This window comes from Variovorax multivorans (assembly GCF_051216835.1).
GTDB lineage: Bacteria > Pseudomonadota > Gammaproteobacteria > Burkholderiales > Burkholderiaceae_C > Variovorax.
In genome coordinates, this window is sequence record NZ_JBPJZL010000001.1 from 722,467 (window position 1) to 741,725 (window position 19,259).

A 19,259-nucleotide genomic window follows, 5' to 3' on the forward strand; every position below is an offset into this window, starting at 1 on the left:
CATACGTGCAGTATTCGCACGAAATACGGGATACACCTAGGCCGCTTGCCCAGCCAACAGCCCTCAAAGGCTGCGCCAGAAATCGATCAGCAGCTGTGTGAACTCCACCGGCCGCTCGACCGCGCTCAGATGCGCTGCGTCAATGGTGGCCAGGCGTGCACCCGGAATGGCGCCCACCATGGCTTGCGACATGGCCATTGGCGTGGCCTCGTCCTGCAGCCCGCCGATCACCAGCGTGGGCACGGCGATGCGGTGGTTGCTCTCGCGAAAATCGATGGCCGCGACGGCGTTGCAGCTCTCGATGTAGCCCTGCGCGTCAGTTCGCACCAGCACGTCGTGCAGCGTCTTCGCGGCGACTGCGCCTTCCGGCGTACCCACGTAGGCCGGCGTGAGCCAGCGCGCCACGGCGCCCGGGGCGATGGCGGCCACGCCTCTCGCAGCCACCGTCTCGGCGCGTGCACGCCAGGGGGCCTGGTCGGGGTAGTAGGCGGCCGAATTGGCGATCACCATCGTCTTCAGCAGCTCGGGGTGCCGTACAGCCAGCGCCTGCGCGGTCATGCCGCCCATCGACAGGCCGACGAAATGCACGGGCTCGCCGTCCGCCTCGCGCTGGATGAGTTCGGCCACGTCCTGTGCCAACGTCTCGACGCGCAGCGCGCCGGGCACCACCTCCGACGCGCCGTGGTTGCGGTGGTCGTAGCGCAGCACCGTGTGGGCGCGCGAGAGCTGCGCGGCCACGCCGTCCCACATGCTCAGGTCGCAACCGAGCGCATGGCTGAGCACGACGATCGGGCCTTCGCCCTCGCGAACGACATTCAAACGGGTCATGGTGTGGTTTCCTTTTTCGGATGTTGAAGACGCGGCAGCCAGAGGAACGCGATGGCCATCAGCACGCAGCCGGCCAGCAGCATCGGCACGACCATCGGCCAGGCGCCGTTGGAAAAATCGGCATCGACAAATCTTGCTGCCAGCTGCCCCACGCAGAACGCGACCATCATCATGCCGAAGCCCGACCAGGACACGGCCCGGCCCGCCAGATGCGGCAGGTCGCCCACCGCACCCGCCTGCCCGCAGGGCTGGTGGATGCCATGGCCGAGGCAGTACACGGCGTGGCCGAACAGCAGCGGCACGGCGCTCAGCGGCATCAGCCAGCAGCCGAGCGCCTGGATGACCGCACCGGTCAGGCTCAGCGAAGCACCGAGCCGCACGGTGCGCACCGGCCCGTAGCGCCGCAACAGCGTGCGGCACATGGTGGTGCTGAAGATATAGACCAGCGAGCCACCAGCCGGAATCCAGCCGTACCACGCGGGCGACCAGCCCAGATAGCCGATGTAGACCATCGGCGACAGCAGCAGGAAGCAGAACAGTCCGCCGTAGGTCGTCGCGGCCACCGAGGCCCAGGCGCGGAACGACCGGCTCGCGAACACGGCGCGCGTGCTGCCGCGCGGCGCAGACGATTCACCCTCGCTCAACAACGGCTTGCGCGTTTCACCGAACGAGCGCCAGCACAGTGCAAACAGCAGCGTGGCATAGACCGCCATCGCGACCATCACCCAGCGCCAGCCCGCGCCCTGCACAAGCCATGCACCCAGCAGCGGCGCCATCAGGCCGACCACGCCCAGCCCGGTGAGGCCACGCGCCATCACGTGCGGGCCTTCGTGCGCCGGATACAGGTCGCGCACCGCCGCCCGCGAGCACACCAGAATCGCCGCCATCGAAAAGCCCTGCAGCGTGCGCCAGCCTGCGAGCAACGCCACGCTGCCTGCGAACGCGCCGCCCAGCGCGGCAATGGCATAGCAGCCGAGCCCCGCCAGCAGCACCGGCCTGCGACCGAAGCGATCGGCCAGCGGGCCACACAACAGTTGCGCAAAGCCGAAGGCCAGCACGAACAGCGTGAGGCTGGTGCTGGCCGAACCGAGCTCCTTCGCAATGGCGGGAAGCGCGGGGAGATAACTGTCGGTGGCCACCGGCTGCGCCGCTAGCAGCAGCGGCAGCAGCAAGGCGAAGGAGACGTCGAACCGGCCCTTCTTGCGGGCGACCGGCGCGGTCACTGGGGCAGCGCAGGCAGCAGGCCTTTTTCGCGCAGGATGCCGGTCGCGATGCCGAAGGCATGGTTGGCCACCGGCACGCCGCAGTAGATGGCGGCCATCATGATCACTTCCTTGATGTCGTCCGGCGTGAGGCGCGACTCGGGCGGGCCGTCGAGTGCGGCGCGTACGTGCATGGCGAATTCTTCATACGCGTGGATGCCCAGCATCATCGACAGCACCATGTAGCGGCGCGTCTTGTCGCCCAGTGCGGGGCGGCCCCAGATGTCGTTCCAAGCATGGCGCGTGATGAGTTCCTGGAACTCGGCGTTGAAGCCGTTGCGGTTGGCGAGCGACTTGTCGACCCAGGCATCGCCGAGCACGCGGCGGCGGTTGACGAGGCCGGATTCGTAGTCGTTGGCCGGGGTTTCGGGGGCGGTCATTGGGCAAGTTCCTTGTCTGTAAGCCGGGCCTGCAGCGCCTTCACTTCGGCGAGGGCAGTCTGTCCGGCGTTGTGAGCGAGCGCGGGGTCGAACCATTCGTCGGCCGCGTCGCGTGGGAGTTCGGCGCGCAGCCGGTCGATGTTGGCGCGCATGCGCGCGGCGTCGACCTGCAGGCCTGGCAATGCGCCCGCCATTGCGCGCACGCTGCCGTGCGCCGACATCAGCAGCTGCGGCCATTCGGCCAGCTCGGCCTGCCAGGCGCCGAGCGCGCGTTCGTGTTGTTGCGGCATGGCGCCGAGCAAGGCGGCCACGCGCTGTGGCGCACGGTGCGCGGCGGCGATGGCGACCATCGAAGCCACCGGGTTGCGCTTGTGCGGCATTGCCGACGAGCCGCCGCGGCCCGGCTCGCTGGGCTCCGCGACTTCGGCCACTTCGTACTGCCCGAGCAGCGCGATGTCGACCGCGATCTTGCCGAGGCTGCCGGTGATCAGGCCCAGTTCGCAGCCAAGCGCCACCCATTCGTCGCGCTGCGTGTGCCACGTTGCGCCGGGGTCGCCCAGGCCGAGCTCCTTGGCCATGCGCTTGCGCACGGCAGCGCCCTGCCCCTTCATCTGCGCCAGCGTGCCGACGGCGCCGCCGAGCTGCAATTGCAGCGCGTGCTTCGCAGCATCGCGCAGGCGGATGCGGCTGCGCACCAGCGGTGCGGCCCAGCCCGCGCATTTGAAGCCGAAGCTGGTGACCGAGGCCGGCTGCATCAGCGTGCGCGCGAGCATCGGCGTTTCGGCATGCGTGACGGCCAGGCGCAGCAGCGCGTCGGCCGCCTTGGCAAGGTCGGTCTCGATGAGCGCGACCGCTTCGCGCGTGACCAGCGCCATTGCGCTGTCGATCACATCCTGGCTGGTGCTGCCGAAGTGCACGAAGGGCGCGGCGTCGGCATTGAAGAGGCCGACGGCCTCGCGCAACGCCTTCACCAGCGGAATCGCGACGCTGCCCGCGCGGCCGCTCTCGCGCACGATCTTGGCAACGTCGAACAGCTCGACCTTGCAGCTGCTGACGATCGAATGCGCAGCGCTCTCGGGGATCAGCCCTTCGGCCACCTGTGCGCGCGCGAGTGCCGCTTCGAAGCGAAGCATGGCGTCGACGAAGGCGCGGTCGCTGAAGGCGCCTAGCGTTTCGGACGTGGAGAGGAAGCCTTCAAAAATACTCATGCGATGACCTGGCCTTTCAATATTTCAATTGGGCCACGGCACGCAATTCCTCCGGGGAGGCTGTGCCGAATCCGAAGAACTCGAGGTACGCAGGGATCATTTCGAACAGCATGTCGGTGCCGACCTGCACCTGGCAGCCCTTGGCTTTTGCAGCCTGCAGCAGTGGCGTGTATTCGGTCTTCATGACCACCTCGCCGACGAAAGTGCCGGGGTCGATGCGGTCCACGTCGAAGGGAAGCGGATCGCCCTCCTTCATGCCGAGCGGCGTGGCGTTGACGACCACGTCGTAGCCGGCCGGGTCCTTCGAGCCGGTGGTCACCTTCATCTGCGGGTAGTGCTCGCGCAGCCGCGCCGCCAGTGCGCCGGCCGAAGCCTCGCTCATGTCGAACAGCATCAGCTCGGCAGCGCCCGCAGCGGCAATCGAGGCGGCAATGGCCGAGCCAACGCCACCCGTGCCCGACACCAGCACGCGCGTGCCCTTGAAGAGACGCCCCTTGCGCTCCACGCCGCGCACGAAGCCCGCGCCGTCGAACTGGTCGCCCAGCAGCGTGCCGTCTGGCCGCTTGAGGATCGCGTTGCATGCGCCAGCGACGCGCGCCGTGGGCGTCACCTCGTCGACCAGCGCCATCGTCGTTACCTTGTGCGGCATGGTCACCAGAGCGCCGCGCAGGTTGCTGAACTTGAAGATCTGCGGCAGCGAGGCCGCATAGTCCTCGGGCTTCACGCCCATGGGCACCACCACGGCGTCGATGCCGTGCTTGTCGAACCAGGGGTTGTAGATCATCGGGGCCTTGAAGGCCTCGGTGGGATAGCCGATGTGGGCGATGAGCGTGGTCTTGCCGGAAATCATGTCGGTTGTTTCTATGTGAAGGCGTGGCTCAGGCCACGCTGGGGGAGTGATAGCGCAGCGGCTGCGCAATCTCGGCGTGCATCGCTGGCGGATAGATGATTTCGCGCAGGAAGTCGGCGTCGGCCTGCATCGCAGTGGCAGCATCCAGATGGCCGAAGTAGCGGAAGTAATGCGGCATCTGCTGGATGAGCATCTCGAAGCCCGCCTGCGCGTTGAGCCCGCGCGCTCGGGCTGCCTGCACCAGCGGCGTGGGCTGGTTGCGCAACAGGATGTCGAACAGCGCCGCGTGGCCTTCCATGCGCGACACGTCGAGCGGCAGCGCATCGCCCTCGACCAGCCCCAGCTGCGTGGCGTTGACGACGAGGTCGAAGCCTTCGGGCGCGTTGCTGTCCACGGCAACCACGGTTGCGTCGAAGAAGGCATCGAGCTTGGCCGCCACGCCCGCCGCCTTGCCGGCGGCTCTGTCGTAGAAGGCGATGTGCGCCGCGCCGTTCACCGTGCCGCCCTCGGCCAGCGCAACGCCGATGGCTGCCGCGCTCACGCCCGCACCCAGGATCAGCGCGCGCTTGCCGCGAAAGGGAATGTTGTAGTGGTCTAGCGCGCCGATCAGGCCTTCGCCATCGAACAGGTCGCCTTCGAGCTGGTCGCCCTCGGTGCGCCGTACCACGTTGACCGAGCCCGCCACGCGGCCGAAGAGGCCGCAGCCGTCGAGCAGGTCGACCACCAGCGGCTTGTGCGGCGGCGCGATCACCATGCCGCGCACGTTGCGCGCGAGAAAGGCCGACTTGAAGAACACCGCGAAGTCGCGCACCGGCACCTGCATGGGCAGCAGCACGGCGTCGATGCCGAAGCGCTCGAAGGCGGCGTTGAACATGCGCGGCAGCCGCACATTGCGAACCGGGTCGCCGGGGATCAGGTAAGCCTGGGTGCTGCCGCGGATGGAATGGCTCATGTGCGTGCTTCCGTTCGTCAATCGCTCTTTTCGAGGGCGGATGCCGAGCTTTATAGTCGCTTCGCCTGAATCACGCAGCCTTTGGCACCTTAAATCGTGCGATTATCGAACTCAAAAAATCACTGATCGTTCAATTCAAGGGTTTTCACTGTCATCAAATGCAAACTCCGAACCCATCCGCACAGGCACACTTCCGCCCATGAGCAAGGACAGCAAGGACGACCCGGCGCCGCCCCCCGGCCTGGACAAGCGCGACTGGATCGCCGGCCTGGAGCGCGGTGTGAGCATCATCGAAGCCTTCGACGACGCCAACCCGCGCCTGACCGCCAGCCAGGCCGGCCAGCGCACGAACATGACCCGCACCGCCGCGCGGCGCTATCTGCTGACCTTGCAGCACATGGGCTATGTGGCGAGCGACGGCAAGCTCTTCTGGCTCACGCCGCGCGTGCTGCGGCTGGGCCAGTCGTACCTGGAGTCGGCCCGGCTGCCGCGCGTGGTGCAGCCCTTTCTGCAGCGGGTGGCGGCGGGCACCAACGAGATCGCGTACCTCAGCGTGATGGACGGCGACGAGGTGGTCTACATCGCGCGCAACGGCCCCAACCGCAGCATGAGCACCGGCTATGTGCTCGGCGCGCGCGTGCCGGCGCAGGTCACGGCCTCGGGCATGCTGATGCTGGCGCTGCGCAGCGACGCCGAGCTGAACGAATGGCTGACAACGAAGCAGCTCACCGTATTCACCTCGCACACCATCGCGAGCATGGAGCGCATGAAGCTAGAACTCGCCCGCATCCGGGCACAGGGCTGGGCGCTTTCCGAGCAGCAGCTCGACCTCAATTCGCGCGGCATCGCGGCGCCGCTGCGCGACCGGCACGGCACGCTGGTGGGGGCGCTGAACATCACGATGCCGATGGGGCACGAGAGTTCGGAAGACGCGGTGGCGCGGGTGCTGCCCGTGCTGCGGGAGACGGCGCAGGCGATGCGCAATCTGATCTGAGAAGCGCCATGACCGCAAACGCCTCGGGTTCTTCGAGCCAGACGACATTGCCCGACTGGGCGGCGCAGTCGGAGCCGGTGGAAGACGTGCACATCGACATCGCATTCATCGTCGAGCACTCGCTCTACTACGGCCCCTCGTCGCACATCTCCCCCGAACAATGGGAGAACCTGCGAGAGCCGCTGTATCAGCCAGCAATTCCGGGCGCGGCGCAAGGCTTCGTGCTGTCGGCCGACTGCATTGGCCACGAGGACGAGCTCTGCCGCCACTATCGCGACCTGTTGACCAGGGCCGCACGCCACGGCAAGGACCCGGCAGACGGCACCCATTTCTGGAACATACCGGTAGTCCATGCGCCCGGTCGCTTCCTGCTGAACTTCCCATGGCACGACCGCTTCAGCGAGGGCCGGGCCTTCATCGAAGCACTGACAACCGGCATACCCGGCGAAGTCTTTTCCGACTACGAGCAAGGCTGGTTCCTCGATCTGCGGCTCTGCGACGGCACGCTGTACCTGCGCGATGACGACCCCGACGAAGGCACAACCTTCCACAACCTGCGCTTCGCCTACGCACCGGTGCACGCGCAGGTCGAAATCGTGCTGGCGCGCGTGGAGACTTTGATTGCCCGGCTAGCGGGCGAATTCGGCCGGGATTACTGGACGAACGGCAACTGACAGCTTTCCGACAGCATCCACCGGGCACGATGCGCGCTTTCAATCCAAAAGCGCTGGAGACACAAGCACCATGTCCGACTTCTTTTCCCCGAACGACGCCCGCCTGAACCGCCGCCACTGGCTGCAAGCCGGCGGCGCTCTCACCCTCGGCGGCCTGCTGCCTTCGCTGGCCTCGGCCCAGGACACCTGGCCCAGCAAGTCGATCCGCTTCGTCGTGCCCTTCGCGCCGGGCGGCAGCTCCGAAATCGTCGCGCGCTCGACCGCCGCCGAGCTCTCGCGCACGCTGGGCCAGAGCGTGTTCGTCGACAACAAGCCGGGCGCGGCCGGCAACATCGCGATGAGCGAAGTGGCGCGCAGCACCGACCAGCACACGATCATCCTCGGGCACATCGGCACGCTGGCGGTCAACCCGTACATCTTTGCCAAGCTGCCCTACGACGCGAACAAGGACTTCAAGCCCGTGAGCCTGCTGGCCAAGGTGCCCAGCCTCTACGTGGTGCACCCCGACGTGCCGGCGAAGAACCTCAAGGAGTTCATCGCGTATGCCAAGTCGAAGCCGGGCAAGCTCAGCTACGGTTCGGCGGGCAACGGCAGCGCGGGCCACTTGGCCTTCGAATACCTGAAGATGACGGCCGACGTGTTCATGCTGCACGTGCCCTACCGCGGGACCGGCCCGATGGTGACCGACCTGCTCTCGGGCCGGCTCGACGCCTCGGCCATCGGCGCGGCGGCGATCATTCCGTTCATCAAGGCCGGCAAGGTGCGCTGCATCGCGACCGGCTCGGCCAAGCGCCTGCCGCAGTTGCCCGATGTGCCGACCGTGGCCGAACAGGGCTTCCCGGGCTTCGAGATGACTCAGTGGTACGGCATGCTCGCGCCAGCCAACATCACGCCTGCCAACCTGGCCAAGCTTTCGGCCGAGACGATGAAGGCCGTGAAGTCGCCCGACTCGATGCAGCGCCTGACGGCCGACGCGGCCGAGGCCGTCGGCGGCACGCCGGAGCAGTTCGCGCAGTTCATCGCAGCCGAGCAGACCCGTTGGCAGAAGGTCATCGCAAGGGCAAACATCAAGCCCGACTGAGCAGCACAGGCTCTAGCATCGGCGCCATGCGCATCCTGCTGGCCGAAGACGAACACACCCTGGGCACCTGGCTCTGCAAGGCACTGGAACATGCGGGCATCCAGGTCGAATGGGTGGACGACGGGCGCCTGGCCGACCGGGCGCTGCAGCAGCGCGACCACGATGCGCTGGTGCTCGACCTGGGCCTGCCCGGGCTCGACGGGCACACGGTGCTGCAACGGCTGCGCGAGCGCGACCAGCGCTTGCCGGCGCTGATCCTCACCGCACGCGACTCGCTGAACGAGCGCGTCGCTTCGCTCAATGCGGGCGCCGACGACTTCCTTGCCAAGCCCTTCGCGCTGGCCGAACTCGAAGCGCGCCTGCATGCGCTGGTGCGCCGCGCGCGCGGCGTGGAGCATCCGCGGCTGGCCTGCGGCCCGCTGGTGTACGACGGCGCGCGCCGGCACTTCACGCTGAACGGCGAGGCGCTGGCGCTCTCGCCGCGCGAACTGGCAGTGCTGCGCGTGCTGGTGCAGCGCAGCGGCGAGCCGCTGTCGAAGCAGCAGATCCTCGAGCGCGTGTTCTCCGACGACGAAGAGGTGCACCCGGAGGCGGTCGAGGTTTTCGTCTATCGGCTGCGCAAGCGGCTCGACGGCACCGGGGTTCGCATCGTCACGCTGCGCGGGCTCGGCTATGTACTGGAAGCAGACTGAGTGAGCGGCCTGCGTGAACGCCTTCGCCGCGCCAGCCTCTGGCAGCGGCTCGCGCTGCTGCTGTTCCCGGCCCTGCTGATCGTGACCGGCCTCGAACTGTGGATGACGCGGCACGACGCGCTGGCTGCCGCCAACGCGGCCTACGACCGCTCGCTGCTGGGCGCGCTCAAGTCCATCGACGCCAACATCTCGACAGCCTCGGGTGGCCTGTCGGTCGAGCTGCCGTACACGATGTTCGAGTTCTTCGAGCTGACGGCGAGCGGCCAGGTCTTCTTTCGTGTGTCCACGTCTGACGGGCTGGTGGAGCTCGGCAGCGCCGACCTGCCCGCGCCGCCCACCGAACTGGCGATGGGCGTGCCGGCCTTCTACGACGCCACCTACTTCGGCGAAGCAGTACGGCTCGCGGCCTACCGCCGCGACCTCGACCGCGCGCCGGCCGGCAGCACCGGGCGCAGCGTGCTGATCCAGGTGGGGGAAAGCACGCGCTCGCGGCAGGAGTTCAGCGCACGCTTCGTGCGCAGCGCGGCCTTGCGCGACGGGCTGGTGTTGGCAATGCTGCTGTGCGGCACCGCCTTGGCCCTCGCGGCGGCGCTGAGGCCGCTCTCGCGGCTGGCGCGCGAGGTGGGCTCACGCACGCCCGACGACCTCACACGCATCGCCGAGACCGACCTGCCCGCCGAGGTGCGCCCACTGGTGGCCGCGGTCAACCAGCAGATGTCGCGCACGCAAGACCTCGTGACGCAGCAGCGCCAGTTTCTGGATGACGCCTCGCATCAGTTGCGCACCCACCTCACCACGCTGCAGATGCAGGCCGACTACGCGCGGCGCGAACAAGACCCGGCGCAGGTGCAGGTCGCGCTCGACGCGCTCGGCACCGAGATCGGCCGCGCGACGCGCAGCGCGCAGCAGCTGCTGGCGCTGGGCCGCAGCGACACGGTGTCGGTGGAGCCCGCCGAGTTCGACCTTGCAGGCTTACTACGAGAAGTGGCGGTCGACCTGCTGCCACTGGCACGCGCCAAGCGTATCGACCTGGGCATTCATTCGCCCACGCCGGAGTTCCTTGCCGTGGCAGACCGGGGGCTCATGCGCGAGGCGCTGGGCAACCTTGTGAGCAACGCGATCACCTACACGCCGGCCGAAGGCACGATCACGCTCTTTGCCGCGGGCGACGCGGCGGGCTGGAGCCTCAACGTCGAGGACAACGGCCCCGGTCTCGGCGACGAGGAACGCGCCGCGCTGGGCCAGCGCTTCCGGCGCGGCGCGCGCGCCGGCAAGGGCGGCTTCGGGCTCGGGCTGGCCATTGCGCGTTCTATCGCTCAGCGGCACAGGGGCGAGTTGCGGCTCGAAGCGCGCGAGGCCGGCCCGGGGCTGCATGCGATCATCTGGTGGCCTCGCCCGGCCGCCATCTGATGGGCCCACTCCCATGTCCACGCCCCCCACTCGCCGCCATGCACTTCGCGCGTTGTGCGCGTTGCTGATGCCCTTCGGCATGCGCGCGATGGCCGCCGCGAACGACCCTTCCGAAAACGCCGCCGACTGCGTGATCCCCGCCAAGGCCGGCGGCGGCTTCGCGCTGACCTGCGCGCTGGCGCGCGACGCGTTGCAGGCCGTGCGGCCCGCGCGGCCGCTGCTCACCCAGCGCTACCTGCCGGGCGGCATTGGCGCCGTGGCTTTCGACCGCGTCGCCACAGGCAAGCTCGGCGGCCCGGGCACGCTGGTGGCGTTTTCCAGCGGCTCGCTGCTCAACCTCGCGCAAGGCCGCTTCGGCCCGCATTCGCCCTCGGCCGTGCGCTGGATCGCCACGCTGGGCACCGACTACGGCGTAATCGCCGTGCATCGCGACTCACCCTACAAGCGCCTGCAGGACCTGGTCGCCGCGCTACGGCAAGACCCGTCGCGCATCGCCTTCGGCGCGGGCGGCACGGTCGGCAGCCAGGACTGGGTGAAGGCCGCGCTGCTGGTGCGCGCGGCGGGGCGCGATCACAAGGCCATGCGCTTCGTTTCTTTCGAAGGCGGCGGGGATGCGCTGAGCGCATTGCAGGGCAAGCATGTCGACGTGTTCCCCGGCGATGCAGCCGAGGCGATGCAGGCCATTGCGGGCGGCGCGGCCGTGCGACTGCTCGCGGTGCTGTCGGAGAACCGGCTTGGCGGCGCGCTCACCGGCGTGCCGACCGCGCGCGAGCAAGGCATCGACCTGGTGTGGCCGACCGTGCGCGGCCTGTACCTGAGCGCTGACGTGCCCGAGGCCGCCGTGCGCGCATGGGTCGCGGCCTTCGGCGAAGCGAGTGCCGCGCCCGGCTACGCCGCGTTGCGCGAGCAGCACGGGCTGTACCCCTTCACGCTCACGGGCGCCGCGCTCGACGACTACGTGCAGGCGCAGATCAAGGCCTACCGCCGGCTGGCGGACGAACTGGGACTGCGGCGCTGGCCCTCCTGATGAACGCAGGCAAGATCGCGCTCATGACCGAAGACGCCATCACCCAACACATCATCGACATGCTGGCCGGCGGCCACTTTCAGATCGCCGACGACAACACCTTCTTCTTCCACAACTCGGACAACAAGTTTCCCTTTGCCACCCTCGTGACAAAGGACAGCGAGTTCGACAACGCCTCGAATCTGGACCGCCCCGGCGTATTCCGCCTGAACATCGGCGTGGGCAAGGAGACCTTCCACGCGCTGTTCGGCGAGACGGACACCACCGCCATCGACTACACCGCGCTCGACAGGCTGATGCCACATCCTGTGTACGGGAAGATGTACTGGGTCAGTGTGATCAACCCGAGCGACAGGACATTCGAGATGATGAAGCCGCTGATCGCAGAGGCCCACAGCCTCGTGGCCGCAAGAGACAAGAACAAATAGCCCGGCAGCTGTCTGCCGGGGCCCGCACAGTGATGTTCCTGGAACGCCAATTTCGGCGGGGATCCGCCATCTGAATCCAGATTACGCATTGAAACAAAAAGCATAATGCCCCCCGCTCGCGACACCACTGTCGCGAGCGGCCGGGTCGAGGGAGTACTCGGTCTTCTATACACAATCGAGATCACAAAAATGAAGATCAATCACAAGAGCAGCATCGTTGTCCTGTCGGCGCTGCTGATGACAGGATGCGCCTCCGTCAATATGGCCAGCAAGGAGGAGAGCGACAAGGCCAAGCAGTTCAGCGCCCCGGCCACCGGGAAATCCGGCCTTTATGTCTATCGCAACAGCTTCGTCGGGAAGGCTTTGAAGAAGGACATCTGGGTCAACGGCAAATGCCTGGGCGAGAGTGCATCCGACGTGTTCTTCTACACGCAGGTCGACGGCGGCAAGAAGAACAAGATCGAAACGGAATCGGAGTTCTCGCCCAATTCCCTGGAGGTATTCATGGATGCCGGCAAGAACTACTTCGTCCGGCAGTTCATCAAGATGGGAGCTTTCGTGGGCGGCGCCGACCTGGAGCAGATTCCAGAGGAGCAAGGCAAGGCCGATATAGCCTCACTCGGCCTGGCGCAGCCGGGTACGTGCAGCAAGTAAGCGGTGTTCCTGGGGGGCGATCACAAGCGGCCGATCGCCCTCCCCAGGCAATTTCGACACAGGCCTTCGCTCAAGGAATGGTCGGCCACCAAGGCGTGCATGAGGTGCGTTGCGACGTCGGTGGCCTCTCAACCTGCCTTCAGGAACACGTCGTGATCCGGCGCGAAGTTGGCGTGCAGCGGCAACATCGCGCCACCCAGCGCACAGGCCTGCGCCCCCGCCTTGCCGCCATGCAGCCGCGGCTGCCACAGGCCTTCCCAGTTGCAGCGATCCAGCGCGGCGCGGGTCTGGTCGAGCAGCGCCTGCAGCAACGCGCGCGACATCGAGCCGTCCACCACCACGTCGGGCAGGTCGAGCATGGCGGTGCCGCTCACGATGGCATGCGCCAGCGCCTGCGATGCGCTTTCCAGCCAGGCCTGCGTCATCGCGGCATAGGGCGGCTGCAAGGCACGATCGTCATACGCGGCCATGGCGTCGAGGCCCTCGCCGATCAGGCGCTGCTCCAGCTCCCAGAGCGACGCCTGTGCAACCAGTTGAGGCGGCAATGCACCGCGACTGCCCGGCGGCTGCATCGGCAATGAAGCGAGCGCGCCCGCATTGCCGTGCGCACCGGTGTGCAGATGCGAGTTGATGACCAGCCCGCCCCCCACGAAGGTGTCTACGAAGATGTACAGGAAGCTCTTCAGGTCGTGCCCCCGCCCGCCCACCAGCTCGGCCACGCAGGCAGCCACCGTGTCGCGCGCGAAGCTCACCGGCACGTCGGTGCGCGCGCGCACCTCGGCGGCCAGGTCCATCTGGTTCCACAGGTCTGACTGCGCCTTCGACAGGCCCAACGTACGGTGCCAGCCGCCGAGCTGGAACGGCGCGGCCAGCCCCGCCCCAACGTTGCGCGCCGCCAGTGGCCCCAGCCCGTCGCGCAGCCGGTGCATGTGCTGCGTGATGACGGGCAGCAGCTCGTCCGCATCGGGAAAGTCGTAGCTGATGGCATGGCGCTCGCGCACCTGCGTGGTGAAGTCGATCAGCAGCCATTCGGCGCCGCGTCGACCGACCTTGATCCCGATGGCAAAGGCGCCGTCGGGGTTCAGCGCCAGCGGCACCGAAGGCTGCCCGATGCGCCCGCGCACGCGGCTTTGCTTGACGATGAGACCGTCTTCTTCCAGCCGCGCGGTGATGAGCCCGATGGTCTGCGCGCTGAGTCCGGTCAGCCGCGCGAGATCGGCCTTGGGCAGGCTGGTGTGAACGCGCAGTGCCTGCAGCACTGTGCGCTCGTTGAACTGGCGCATGCCGACCTGGTTGGAGCCGCGAGGCCGCAACAGATCGGGCGTGCGTGCAGGTGTGTCCGCATCAGGCATGCGCCTCCGCGGGCAACTGGTCGGCCGTCATGGCGCCGGTCATCACGGCGACCGTGTCGCTCATGCTGATCTTCTTCGGGTCGAGCACCGCCGCGCGCTTGCCGAGACGCGCCACGTGGATGCGGTCGGCCACCTCGAACACGTGCGGCATGTTGTGGCTGATGAGCACCACGGGCAGGCCGCGGTCGCGCACGCGGCGGATCAGCTCCAGCACCATGTTGCCCTCCTTCACGCCCAGCGCGGCGGTGGGCTCGTCCATGATGACCACGTGCCGCGCGAAGGCCGCGCTGCGCGCCACGGCCACGCACTGGCGTTGGCCGCCCGAGAGCGTTTCGACCGCCTGCGTCATCGACTGGATGCCGACCTTCAGGTCCGCCATGCGGGCCGTGCTTTCGAGCAGCATCTGCTTCTTGTCGAGCATGCGCAGCACGCTGCCCAGGAAGCCGGGGCGGCGCAGTTCGCGGCCGAGGAACAGGTTCTCGTAGATGGTCATGGCCGGGGCCACGGCCAAGTCTTGATAGACCGTCTCGATGCCCGCGCGGCGCGCATCCAGCGGATTGCGAAAGTGCACCGGCTGGCCGTCGAGCAGGATCTGCCCCTCGTCGGGCACCACCGCGCCCGACAGCGCCTTGATGAGCGACGACTTGCCCGCGCCGTTGTCGCCGATCACCGCGAGGATTTCTCCTTCGCGCAGTTCGAAGTCGACACCGTCGAGCGCCGTGACCTGGCCATAGCGCTTTACCAGGCCCTTGGCCTGCATGACGATCTTGGGGTTGGTGACGGTGTTCATCAGCGGGCTCCCCGGCGCGACAGCTGGTCGGCCGCCACCGCAAGAATCACGAGCACGCCAGTCACCAGCACCTGGTAGATCGACGACACGCCCATCAACGTGAGCCCGTTGCGGAACACGCCCACGATGAGCACGCCGATCAATGAGCCGAGCACGATGCCGCGCCCGCCGAACAGGCTGGTGCCGCCGAGCACCACGGCCGTGATGGCGTCGAGGTTCTCGGTCTGCCCCGCGTTCGGGTCGCCCACGCCGGTGCGCGCCACCGACAGCAGCGAGGCGATGCCGTACAGCACACCCGCCGCCACATACACGCCCAGCAGCACGCGCTGCGTCGGAATGCCGACCAGCCGCGTGGCCTCGGCGTTGTTGCCCACCGCATAGATGTGCCGACCGGCAGCCGTCTCGCGCAGCACGAACCACGTGAGCGCATAGAGCACCACCATCAGCACCGAACCCCACGCCACCTCGGCATTGCCGATGGTGAAAGTGGTGCCCAGGCCCGTGAGGCCGCCGGGCAGGTCGGTGATGGTCTGCGACGACGAGTACAGCTGCGTGATCGCGAAGGCGATGTTCAGCGTGCCCAGCGTCACGATGAAAGGCGGCAGCTTGATGCGCGTGACCAGCAGGCCGTTGAGCAGGCCGAACAGCGTCGTCACGCCGATGCCGCACAGGATGGCCACCGGCACGGGCAGCCCGAGCTCAGTGGCGAACTTGCTCATGATGATGCTGCCCAGCGCCATCACCATGCCGCACGACAGGTCGATGCCCGCCGTGAGGATCACCAGCGTCTGGCCGATGGCGATCACGCCGACCACCATCACCTGCTGCAGGATCAGCGAGAGATTGCCGCCCGTGAGAAAACGGTCGGACTGGGTTGCAAAGAAGATGCACGCGCCAAGAAGGGCCAGCCACGGCCCCAAGGCGCCCCACGGAATGTGGTGCGTCGCAGATTTCGCCATCGAGATACTCCCTGGGGGCTGTCAGCTATTTACTTCTTGCCCCAGCACAGCTCGGCGCCAGTTTTGGTGTCCTTGCTGTCGACGCCCGCCACGCTCTTGCCCGCGATCAGCGTCACGCCCGTGTCGACATAGCCCGAGGCCTTCTTGCCCGTCTTGGCGAATTCGACGCCCGCGGCGACGCCCATCGCGGCCATCTTCAGCGGGTACTGCTGCGAGGTCGCGGCAATGATGCCGGCGTTGGTGTCCTTGATGCCCTGGCAGCCGCCGTCGACCGAGACGATCAGCACGCCCTTCTCCTTGCCTGCGCGCTTCAGCGCGTTGTAGGCACCGGCCGCGGCGGGCTCGTTGATCGTGTAGACCAGGTTCACGTCAGGCGCCTTCTGCAGGCAGTTTTCCATCGCCGTCTGCGCCTTGGCCTGGTCGCCGTAGCTGTCGGCCATGCAGACGATCTCGGGCGCCTTCGACAGCTCGTTCGACTTCGCCTCGTTGGCCGGCAGCCCGAAGCCCTTCATGAAGCCGTTGTGGCGCTGCGCACCCACCGGGTGACCCGGCAACAGGTCGAGCGCGATGATCTTCGCGGGCTTGCCGGCCATCGCGGCCTTGGCGTATTCGCCGATCAGCACGCCGGCCGTGTAGTTGTTGGTGGCGAACAGCGCGTCGGTCGCGTCCGGCGGATCGGCCGGGCTGTCGAGCGCGATCACCATCACGCCCTTGTCGCGCGCCTTCTTGATCGCCGGCACGATGGCTTTCGCGTCGCTAGGCGTGATCAGGATGGTCTTGGCGCCGGCCGCGATCATGTTTTCCATCGCCGTGATCTGGCCCGCGTTGTCGCCGTCGGCCTTGCCCGCGCCGGAAAGCAGCTTGGCGCCCTGCTTCTTGGCCTCTTCCTGCGCGCCTTCCTTCATCTTGACGAAGAAGGGGTTGGTTTCGGTCTTGGTGACGAGGCCGATGATGGGTTGGTCGGCGGCGAATGCGGCGGTGGATGCGGTCACTGCGGCGAGGGACATGGCCGCAATGGCCAGGATGGTGCGGGAGCTGCTGCGGGGCATGGTTTGTCTCCTTGGGCGGACGCTGGGTGATGCGCCCTGCGGTTTTGGATCCGGATCGCTGGCCTTGGAATGGGGCGTCCGGGCGCAAGGGGACTATCGGGCAGCGGGGCGACTAAATCAAGGCGATTTAGTTATCGGAAACCCGAAGATGAAAAAGAGGTTGATGCGCTCACACCAGCGAAAAGACGAGTCGGCCTCATGGAGACCTTCAATCAAACAGTTTCGAGGCTCCCCCTGAGCGTCGCATGGCCGGTGCCCGGCGCGTCGCAGTTGAAGGCGACGGTGATGCCGCTGTGGCCAGTCACCCCGTCATGGGGAGGCCATCCCCTGCGAAGACGGTTCGCCAACCGCTCGCGCTCGATCATGTTGGCGCGCTCGCCGTGGTCCCGTTTTCGAAATGCATGTGCTCTTGCGCCGCACTAGAAAAGTTCCCGATGAAGTCCGGCGTCGAATCTCTTTCCAACCTCACTTGGAAATTTCCGCTTTGAATTGACCACTCATAAACTGAAACACCCACGGGATATTTGGTCAAAATTCCAGTTAATCTATATTTTTCTATCCACTCCAGGGCATTCTCCTTGGCCACAAAAATCGCAGAAGGAAATTTCGCCCTAGACCCATTAAAAACCCAAACCTCCTTAGCCTCATCCATTTAGAGCCTCTACGCTAAAAAATAAAAATTAATCATTTACTGGCATCAAGAAAAAATTTCAAACGTGACGGATCGAGCACATCCAACACCTCACCCACAGCTTTGGCATGCTCTCCGTTCAATTCGCCATAAAAAACCCACAACCCTTCCAGAGCGCGAAATTGAACTCGCTGCTGCATTTTCTTATATTCCTCATTTGCAGACTCTGCAGCAGCACCAACAACAATCTGAAATATAAGTTCAAGCACGTCAATTTTAATATGCCTAGGGCGAGCATTCAAAAGCGAGGCAATGAGCACCTGAAGCGTCGGTTCAGCAGCGCTAAACAGCCGCCCTTGAACGACAACATGATTTTCAATTCTCCAATAATATTTTTCTGCCTCTTTTATTGTGGAAGTCAACAAAGCTTCCAAGGCGAGGGGGACTGAATCCGCTCGCCCTTGGATCACTTCGTACTTGCTCCAGTCAATCCTGGAACATTCAATCAATGCGAAATCAATCATTTTTTCCATGATGTCGTAGACGCCGCCGTTGGCCTCCATCAGCGCCTCGCGTCCGTCGTCTCGCTCCGCGCACCTGCACCAGCGGCGCGAACGAGGCCGCCTCGTGGATGTAGCGCTCGCCGCCCTCCTCGATCCGCCATGGCCTCGATGGCGCCGAGCCCAGTGCGCGAGATCTGCTGTTCGAGCAGCCGCCGGGCCGGGTCATACTTCTGCCGTTGACTCAGTCCATTGCCTTGTTCCCGCGCGACCTCAACGCGTAAGTCACCACATTCGCTTGGAATCGGAAAGGTCCTGCTTTATCGTAGTACCGATACCGGTTGTAGTCTGGTGTGACGTAAACGACTTGAGCCAGTCAAATTAACTAGCACTTCCTGGCCTCCAGAATTCAAGTCCCTCCAAAGCGCGCTCGATGTCTGTCAAGTCATCGACACCCCGCGTTTCGTCGAAAGCCCCGGACAAGATGGCTCGAATCTTGGCGAGCCGTCCGGTCACTTCTCCGTCATCAATGAATTTTGTCGTTTCCGCGCAGTATTCCGATTTCTTTCCGGGAAGATCGGGCGCGTAGTGGGAGCCGATCTTGTGCAGAGAAATGAGCACGTATTCGATGTCTCGCAGGATATGCAATAGCTTCTCTCCATCAATCCGCAATTCCTTGCGCTTATCGATCACTTAAGCTCTCCCAAAAACTTTGAGTTACATGCTGGAGCGTCGACCTTAATATTTAGCTCCTGCCTGTGATTCCGAGGATTCGTAACCCACTCAAGCCCTGACGCTTGCACGTAAAACTCAACAGAGTTGCGCCCACGGCCTTGTCCAATCTGATACTTCTCCTCGGCATCGCGTTGGCTTAGTGGCTTCCCCCTCGTGGGCTCGACATAGATGCGATTGCTGTCGCTTGCAATAACTCTGCCGCTGACTTGAATTCCGCTCGATCCTTTTCGATTCGTGTAATACCGCACTCGCGTCATCAGCGGACATTGCGTGCTCTCCTGCGACTGCGCCGGTTTCATCTGCTCTGGTGTCTTCATCGCACCAGCGCTCCCGCTATTTGCACGCCACCCTCCCTTTCGCGCTAGTCCAAAGGGGTCGTCCATTGCGTAGGGCTTAATACGTACTCGTAGAAACTTTCGCCACTGAGGATTTGAATTGGATTTACTTACACATTAAATTCGCTTCATTACACTCAATTCACTCCACAATTGAGATAAACCAATCGATTTCATGTAAGTACCATAATCAAGGAAATTATCGAGGCCAATTTCATCACTCGATAACCACATTGCATCACACTCGGGGCAGATAAAAATCAACCCTTCATTCGCTTTGATTTTCGCCTCAACAATCTCATCTTGCTCACAGCGCGGGCAAATCATATATTAACCTCTCAATTCACTGGATTGTTGAATTCCGCCGATCTCTGACCCTAGATTTCCATTGAATACTGACCCACCCGCTTTGTGAGCTTGAAGGCTTCACGGTGTGGATAAGTGCTTGGTGTTCTCCTTTTTAGGTTG

Annotated in this window: 22 protein-coding genes; 8 read left to right on the top strand and 14 right to left on the bottom strand. The window is 65.3% G+C overall.

The features are described 5' to 3' along the window. Positions 1–63: 63 nt before the first annotated feature. Genes ACSFCA_RS03440 through ACSFCA_RS03465 form a run of 6 tightly spaced genes read right to left on the bottom strand, consistent with a single transcriptional unit; the run spans position 64 to position 5,480 of the window. Positions 64–828 (bottom strand): alpha/beta fold hydrolase, encoded by a 765-nt coding sequence (locus tag ACSFCA_RS03440; RefSeq protein ID WP_435458634.1) that lies wholly within the window; start codon positions 826–828, stop codon positions 64–66. Continuing rightward, positions 825–2,051, bottom strand: coding sequence for a multidrug effflux MFS transporter (locus ACSFCA_RS03445; protein WP_258354144.1), 1,227 nt, complete (start codon positions 2,049–2,051; stop codon positions 825–827). The genes ACSFCA_RS03440 and ACSFCA_RS03445 overlap by 4 nt, the downstream gene beginning before the upstream one ends. Further along, positions 2,048–2,470, bottom strand: coding sequence for a carboxymuconolactone decarboxylase family protein (locus ACSFCA_RS03450; protein WP_435458635.1), 423 nt, complete (start codon positions 2,468–2,470; stop codon positions 2,048–2,050). The genes ACSFCA_RS03445 and ACSFCA_RS03450 overlap by 4 nt, the downstream gene beginning before the upstream one ends. Then, a complete protein-coding gene (gene pcaB, locus ACSFCA_RS03455; protein ID WP_093050537.1) occupies positions 2,467–3,678 on the bottom strand; it encodes a 3-carboxy-cis,cis-muconate cycloisomerase in 1,212 nt (403 codons plus the stop codon). Before pcaB ends, ACSFCA_RS03450 begins: the two co-directional genes overlap by 4 nt. 16 nt (positions 3,679–3,694) lie before the next feature. Continuing rightward, positions 3,695–4,528 (bottom strand): shikimate dehydrogenase family protein, encoded by an 834-nt coding sequence (locus ACSFCA_RS03460; protein ID WP_435458636.1) that lies wholly within the window; start codon positions 4,526–4,528, stop codon positions 3,695–3,697. Positions 4,529–4,556: 28 nt separating this feature from the next. Further along, a complete protein-coding gene (locus ACSFCA_RS03465; protein WP_435458637.1) occupies positions 4,557–5,480 on the bottom strand; it encodes a shikimate dehydrogenase family protein in 924 nt (307 codons plus the stop codon). 199 nt (positions 5,481–5,679) lie between these two features. Between ACSFCA_RS03465 and ACSFCA_RS03470 the strand changes: the two genes are divergently transcribed. From ACSFCA_RS03470 to ACSFCA_RS03505, 8 genes are all read left to right on the top strand, one after another. Continuing rightward, positions 5,680–6,474 (top strand): IclR family transcriptional regulator domain-containing protein, encoded by a 795-nt coding sequence (locus ACSFCA_RS03470; RefSeq protein ID WP_435458638.1) that lies wholly within the window; start codon positions 5,680–5,682, stop codon positions 6,472–6,474. Between the two features lie 8 nt (positions 6,475–6,482). Continuing rightward, a complete protein-coding gene (locus ACSFCA_RS03475) occupies positions 6,483–7,148 on the top strand; it encodes a hypothetical protein (protein WP_435458639.1) in 666 nt (221 codons plus the stop codon). Positions 7,149–7,218: 70 nt separating this feature from the next. Next, positions 7,219–8,229 carry a Bug family tripartite tricarboxylate transporter substrate binding protein gene (locus ACSFCA_RS03480; protein WP_258354138.1) on the top strand — a complete coding sequence of 337 codons (1,011 nt, stop codon included), beginning with the start codon at positions 7,219–7,221 and terminating at the stop codon, positions 8,227–8,229. A 26-nt stretch (positions 8,230–8,255) separates the two neighbouring features. Next, complete coding sequence (locus ACSFCA_RS03485; protein ID WP_093050550.1) at positions 8,256–8,921, top strand: response regulator; 666 nt, start codon at positions 8,256–8,258, stop codon at positions 8,919–8,921. Further along, a complete protein-coding gene (locus ACSFCA_RS03490; RefSeq protein ID WP_435458640.1) occupies positions 8,922–10,331 on the top strand; it encodes a sensor histidine kinase in 1,410 nt (469 codons plus the stop codon). Positions 10,332–10,344: 13 nt separating this feature from the next. After that, on the top strand, positions 10,345–11,358 hold the full coding sequence (locus ACSFCA_RS03495; protein ID WP_435458641.1) for a Bug family tripartite tricarboxylate transporter substrate binding protein: 1,014 nt from the start codon (positions 10,345–10,347) through the stop codon (positions 11,356–11,358). Then, positions 11,358–11,786, top strand: coding sequence for a DUF6194 family protein (locus ACSFCA_RS03500; protein ID WP_435458642.1), 429 nt, complete (start codon positions 11,358–11,360; stop codon positions 11,784–11,786). The genes ACSFCA_RS03495 and ACSFCA_RS03500 overlap by 1 nt, the downstream gene beginning before the upstream one ends. Positions 11,787–11,975: 189 nt before the next feature. Continuing rightward, positions 11,976–12,440, top strand: a complete 465-nt coding sequence (locus ACSFCA_RS03505) for a DUF2846 domain-containing protein (protein ID WP_435458643.1) — start codon at positions 11,976–11,978, stop codon at positions 12,438–12,440. Positions 12,441–12,568: 128 nt separating this feature from the next. Here the strand turns inward: ACSFCA_RS03505 and ACSFCA_RS03510 are convergent, their stop codons facing one another. The 8 genes from ACSFCA_RS03510 to ACSFCA_RS03545 form a co-directional block, all read right to left on the bottom strand. Beyond that, positions 12,569–13,792 (bottom strand): ROK family transcriptional regulator, encoded by a 1,224-nt coding sequence (locus ACSFCA_RS03510; RefSeq protein ID WP_435458644.1) that lies wholly within the window; start codon positions 13,790–13,792, stop codon positions 12,569–12,571. Continuing rightward, positions 13,785–14,582, bottom strand: coding sequence for an ATP-binding cassette domain-containing protein (locus tag ACSFCA_RS03515; protein WP_093050559.1), 798 nt, complete (start codon positions 14,580–14,582; stop codon positions 13,785–13,787). The genes ACSFCA_RS03510 and ACSFCA_RS03515 overlap by 8 nt, the downstream gene beginning before the upstream one ends. After that, entirely contained in the window at positions 14,582–15,541 is a 960-nt protein-coding gene (locus ACSFCA_RS03520; RefSeq protein ID WP_093050562.1) for an ABC transporter permease, read from the bottom strand. Before ACSFCA_RS03520 ends, ACSFCA_RS03515 begins: the two co-directional genes overlap by 1 nt. Positions 15,542–15,570: 29 nt before the next feature. Continuing rightward, the gene (locus ACSFCA_RS03525; RefSeq protein WP_258354131.1) at positions 15,571–16,590 is read right to left on the bottom strand and encodes a sugar ABC transporter substrate-binding protein; all 1,020 of its coding nucleotides are present in this window, start codon (positions 16,588–16,590) and stop codon (positions 15,571–15,573) included. A 361-nt stretch (positions 16,591–16,951) separates the two neighbouring features. Continuing rightward, positions 16,952–17,242 (bottom strand): DUF7710 domain-containing protein, encoded by a 291-nt coding sequence (locus ACSFCA_RS03530; protein ID WP_097198850.1) that lies wholly within the window; start codon positions 17,240–17,242, stop codon positions 16,952–16,954. 32 nt (positions 17,243–17,274) lie between these two features. Further along, a complete protein-coding gene (locus ACSFCA_RS03535) occupies positions 17,275–17,784 on the bottom strand; it encodes a hypothetical protein (protein ID WP_307616713.1) in 510 nt (169 codons plus the stop codon). A gap of 318 nt (positions 17,785–18,102) precedes the next feature. Continuing rightward, a complete protein-coding gene (locus tag ACSFCA_RS03540) occupies positions 18,103–18,414 on the bottom strand; it encodes a hypothetical protein (RefSeq protein WP_435458645.1) in 312 nt (103 codons plus the stop codon). Next, positions 18,411–18,839 carry an HYD1 signature containing ADP-ribosyltransferase family protein gene (locus ACSFCA_RS03545; protein WP_435458646.1) on the bottom strand — a complete coding sequence of 143 codons (429 nt, stop codon included), beginning with the start codon at positions 18,837–18,839 and terminating at the stop codon, positions 18,411–18,413. The genes ACSFCA_RS03540 and ACSFCA_RS03545 overlap by 4 nt, the downstream gene beginning before the upstream one ends. Positions 18,840–19,259 lie beyond the last annotated feature (420 nt).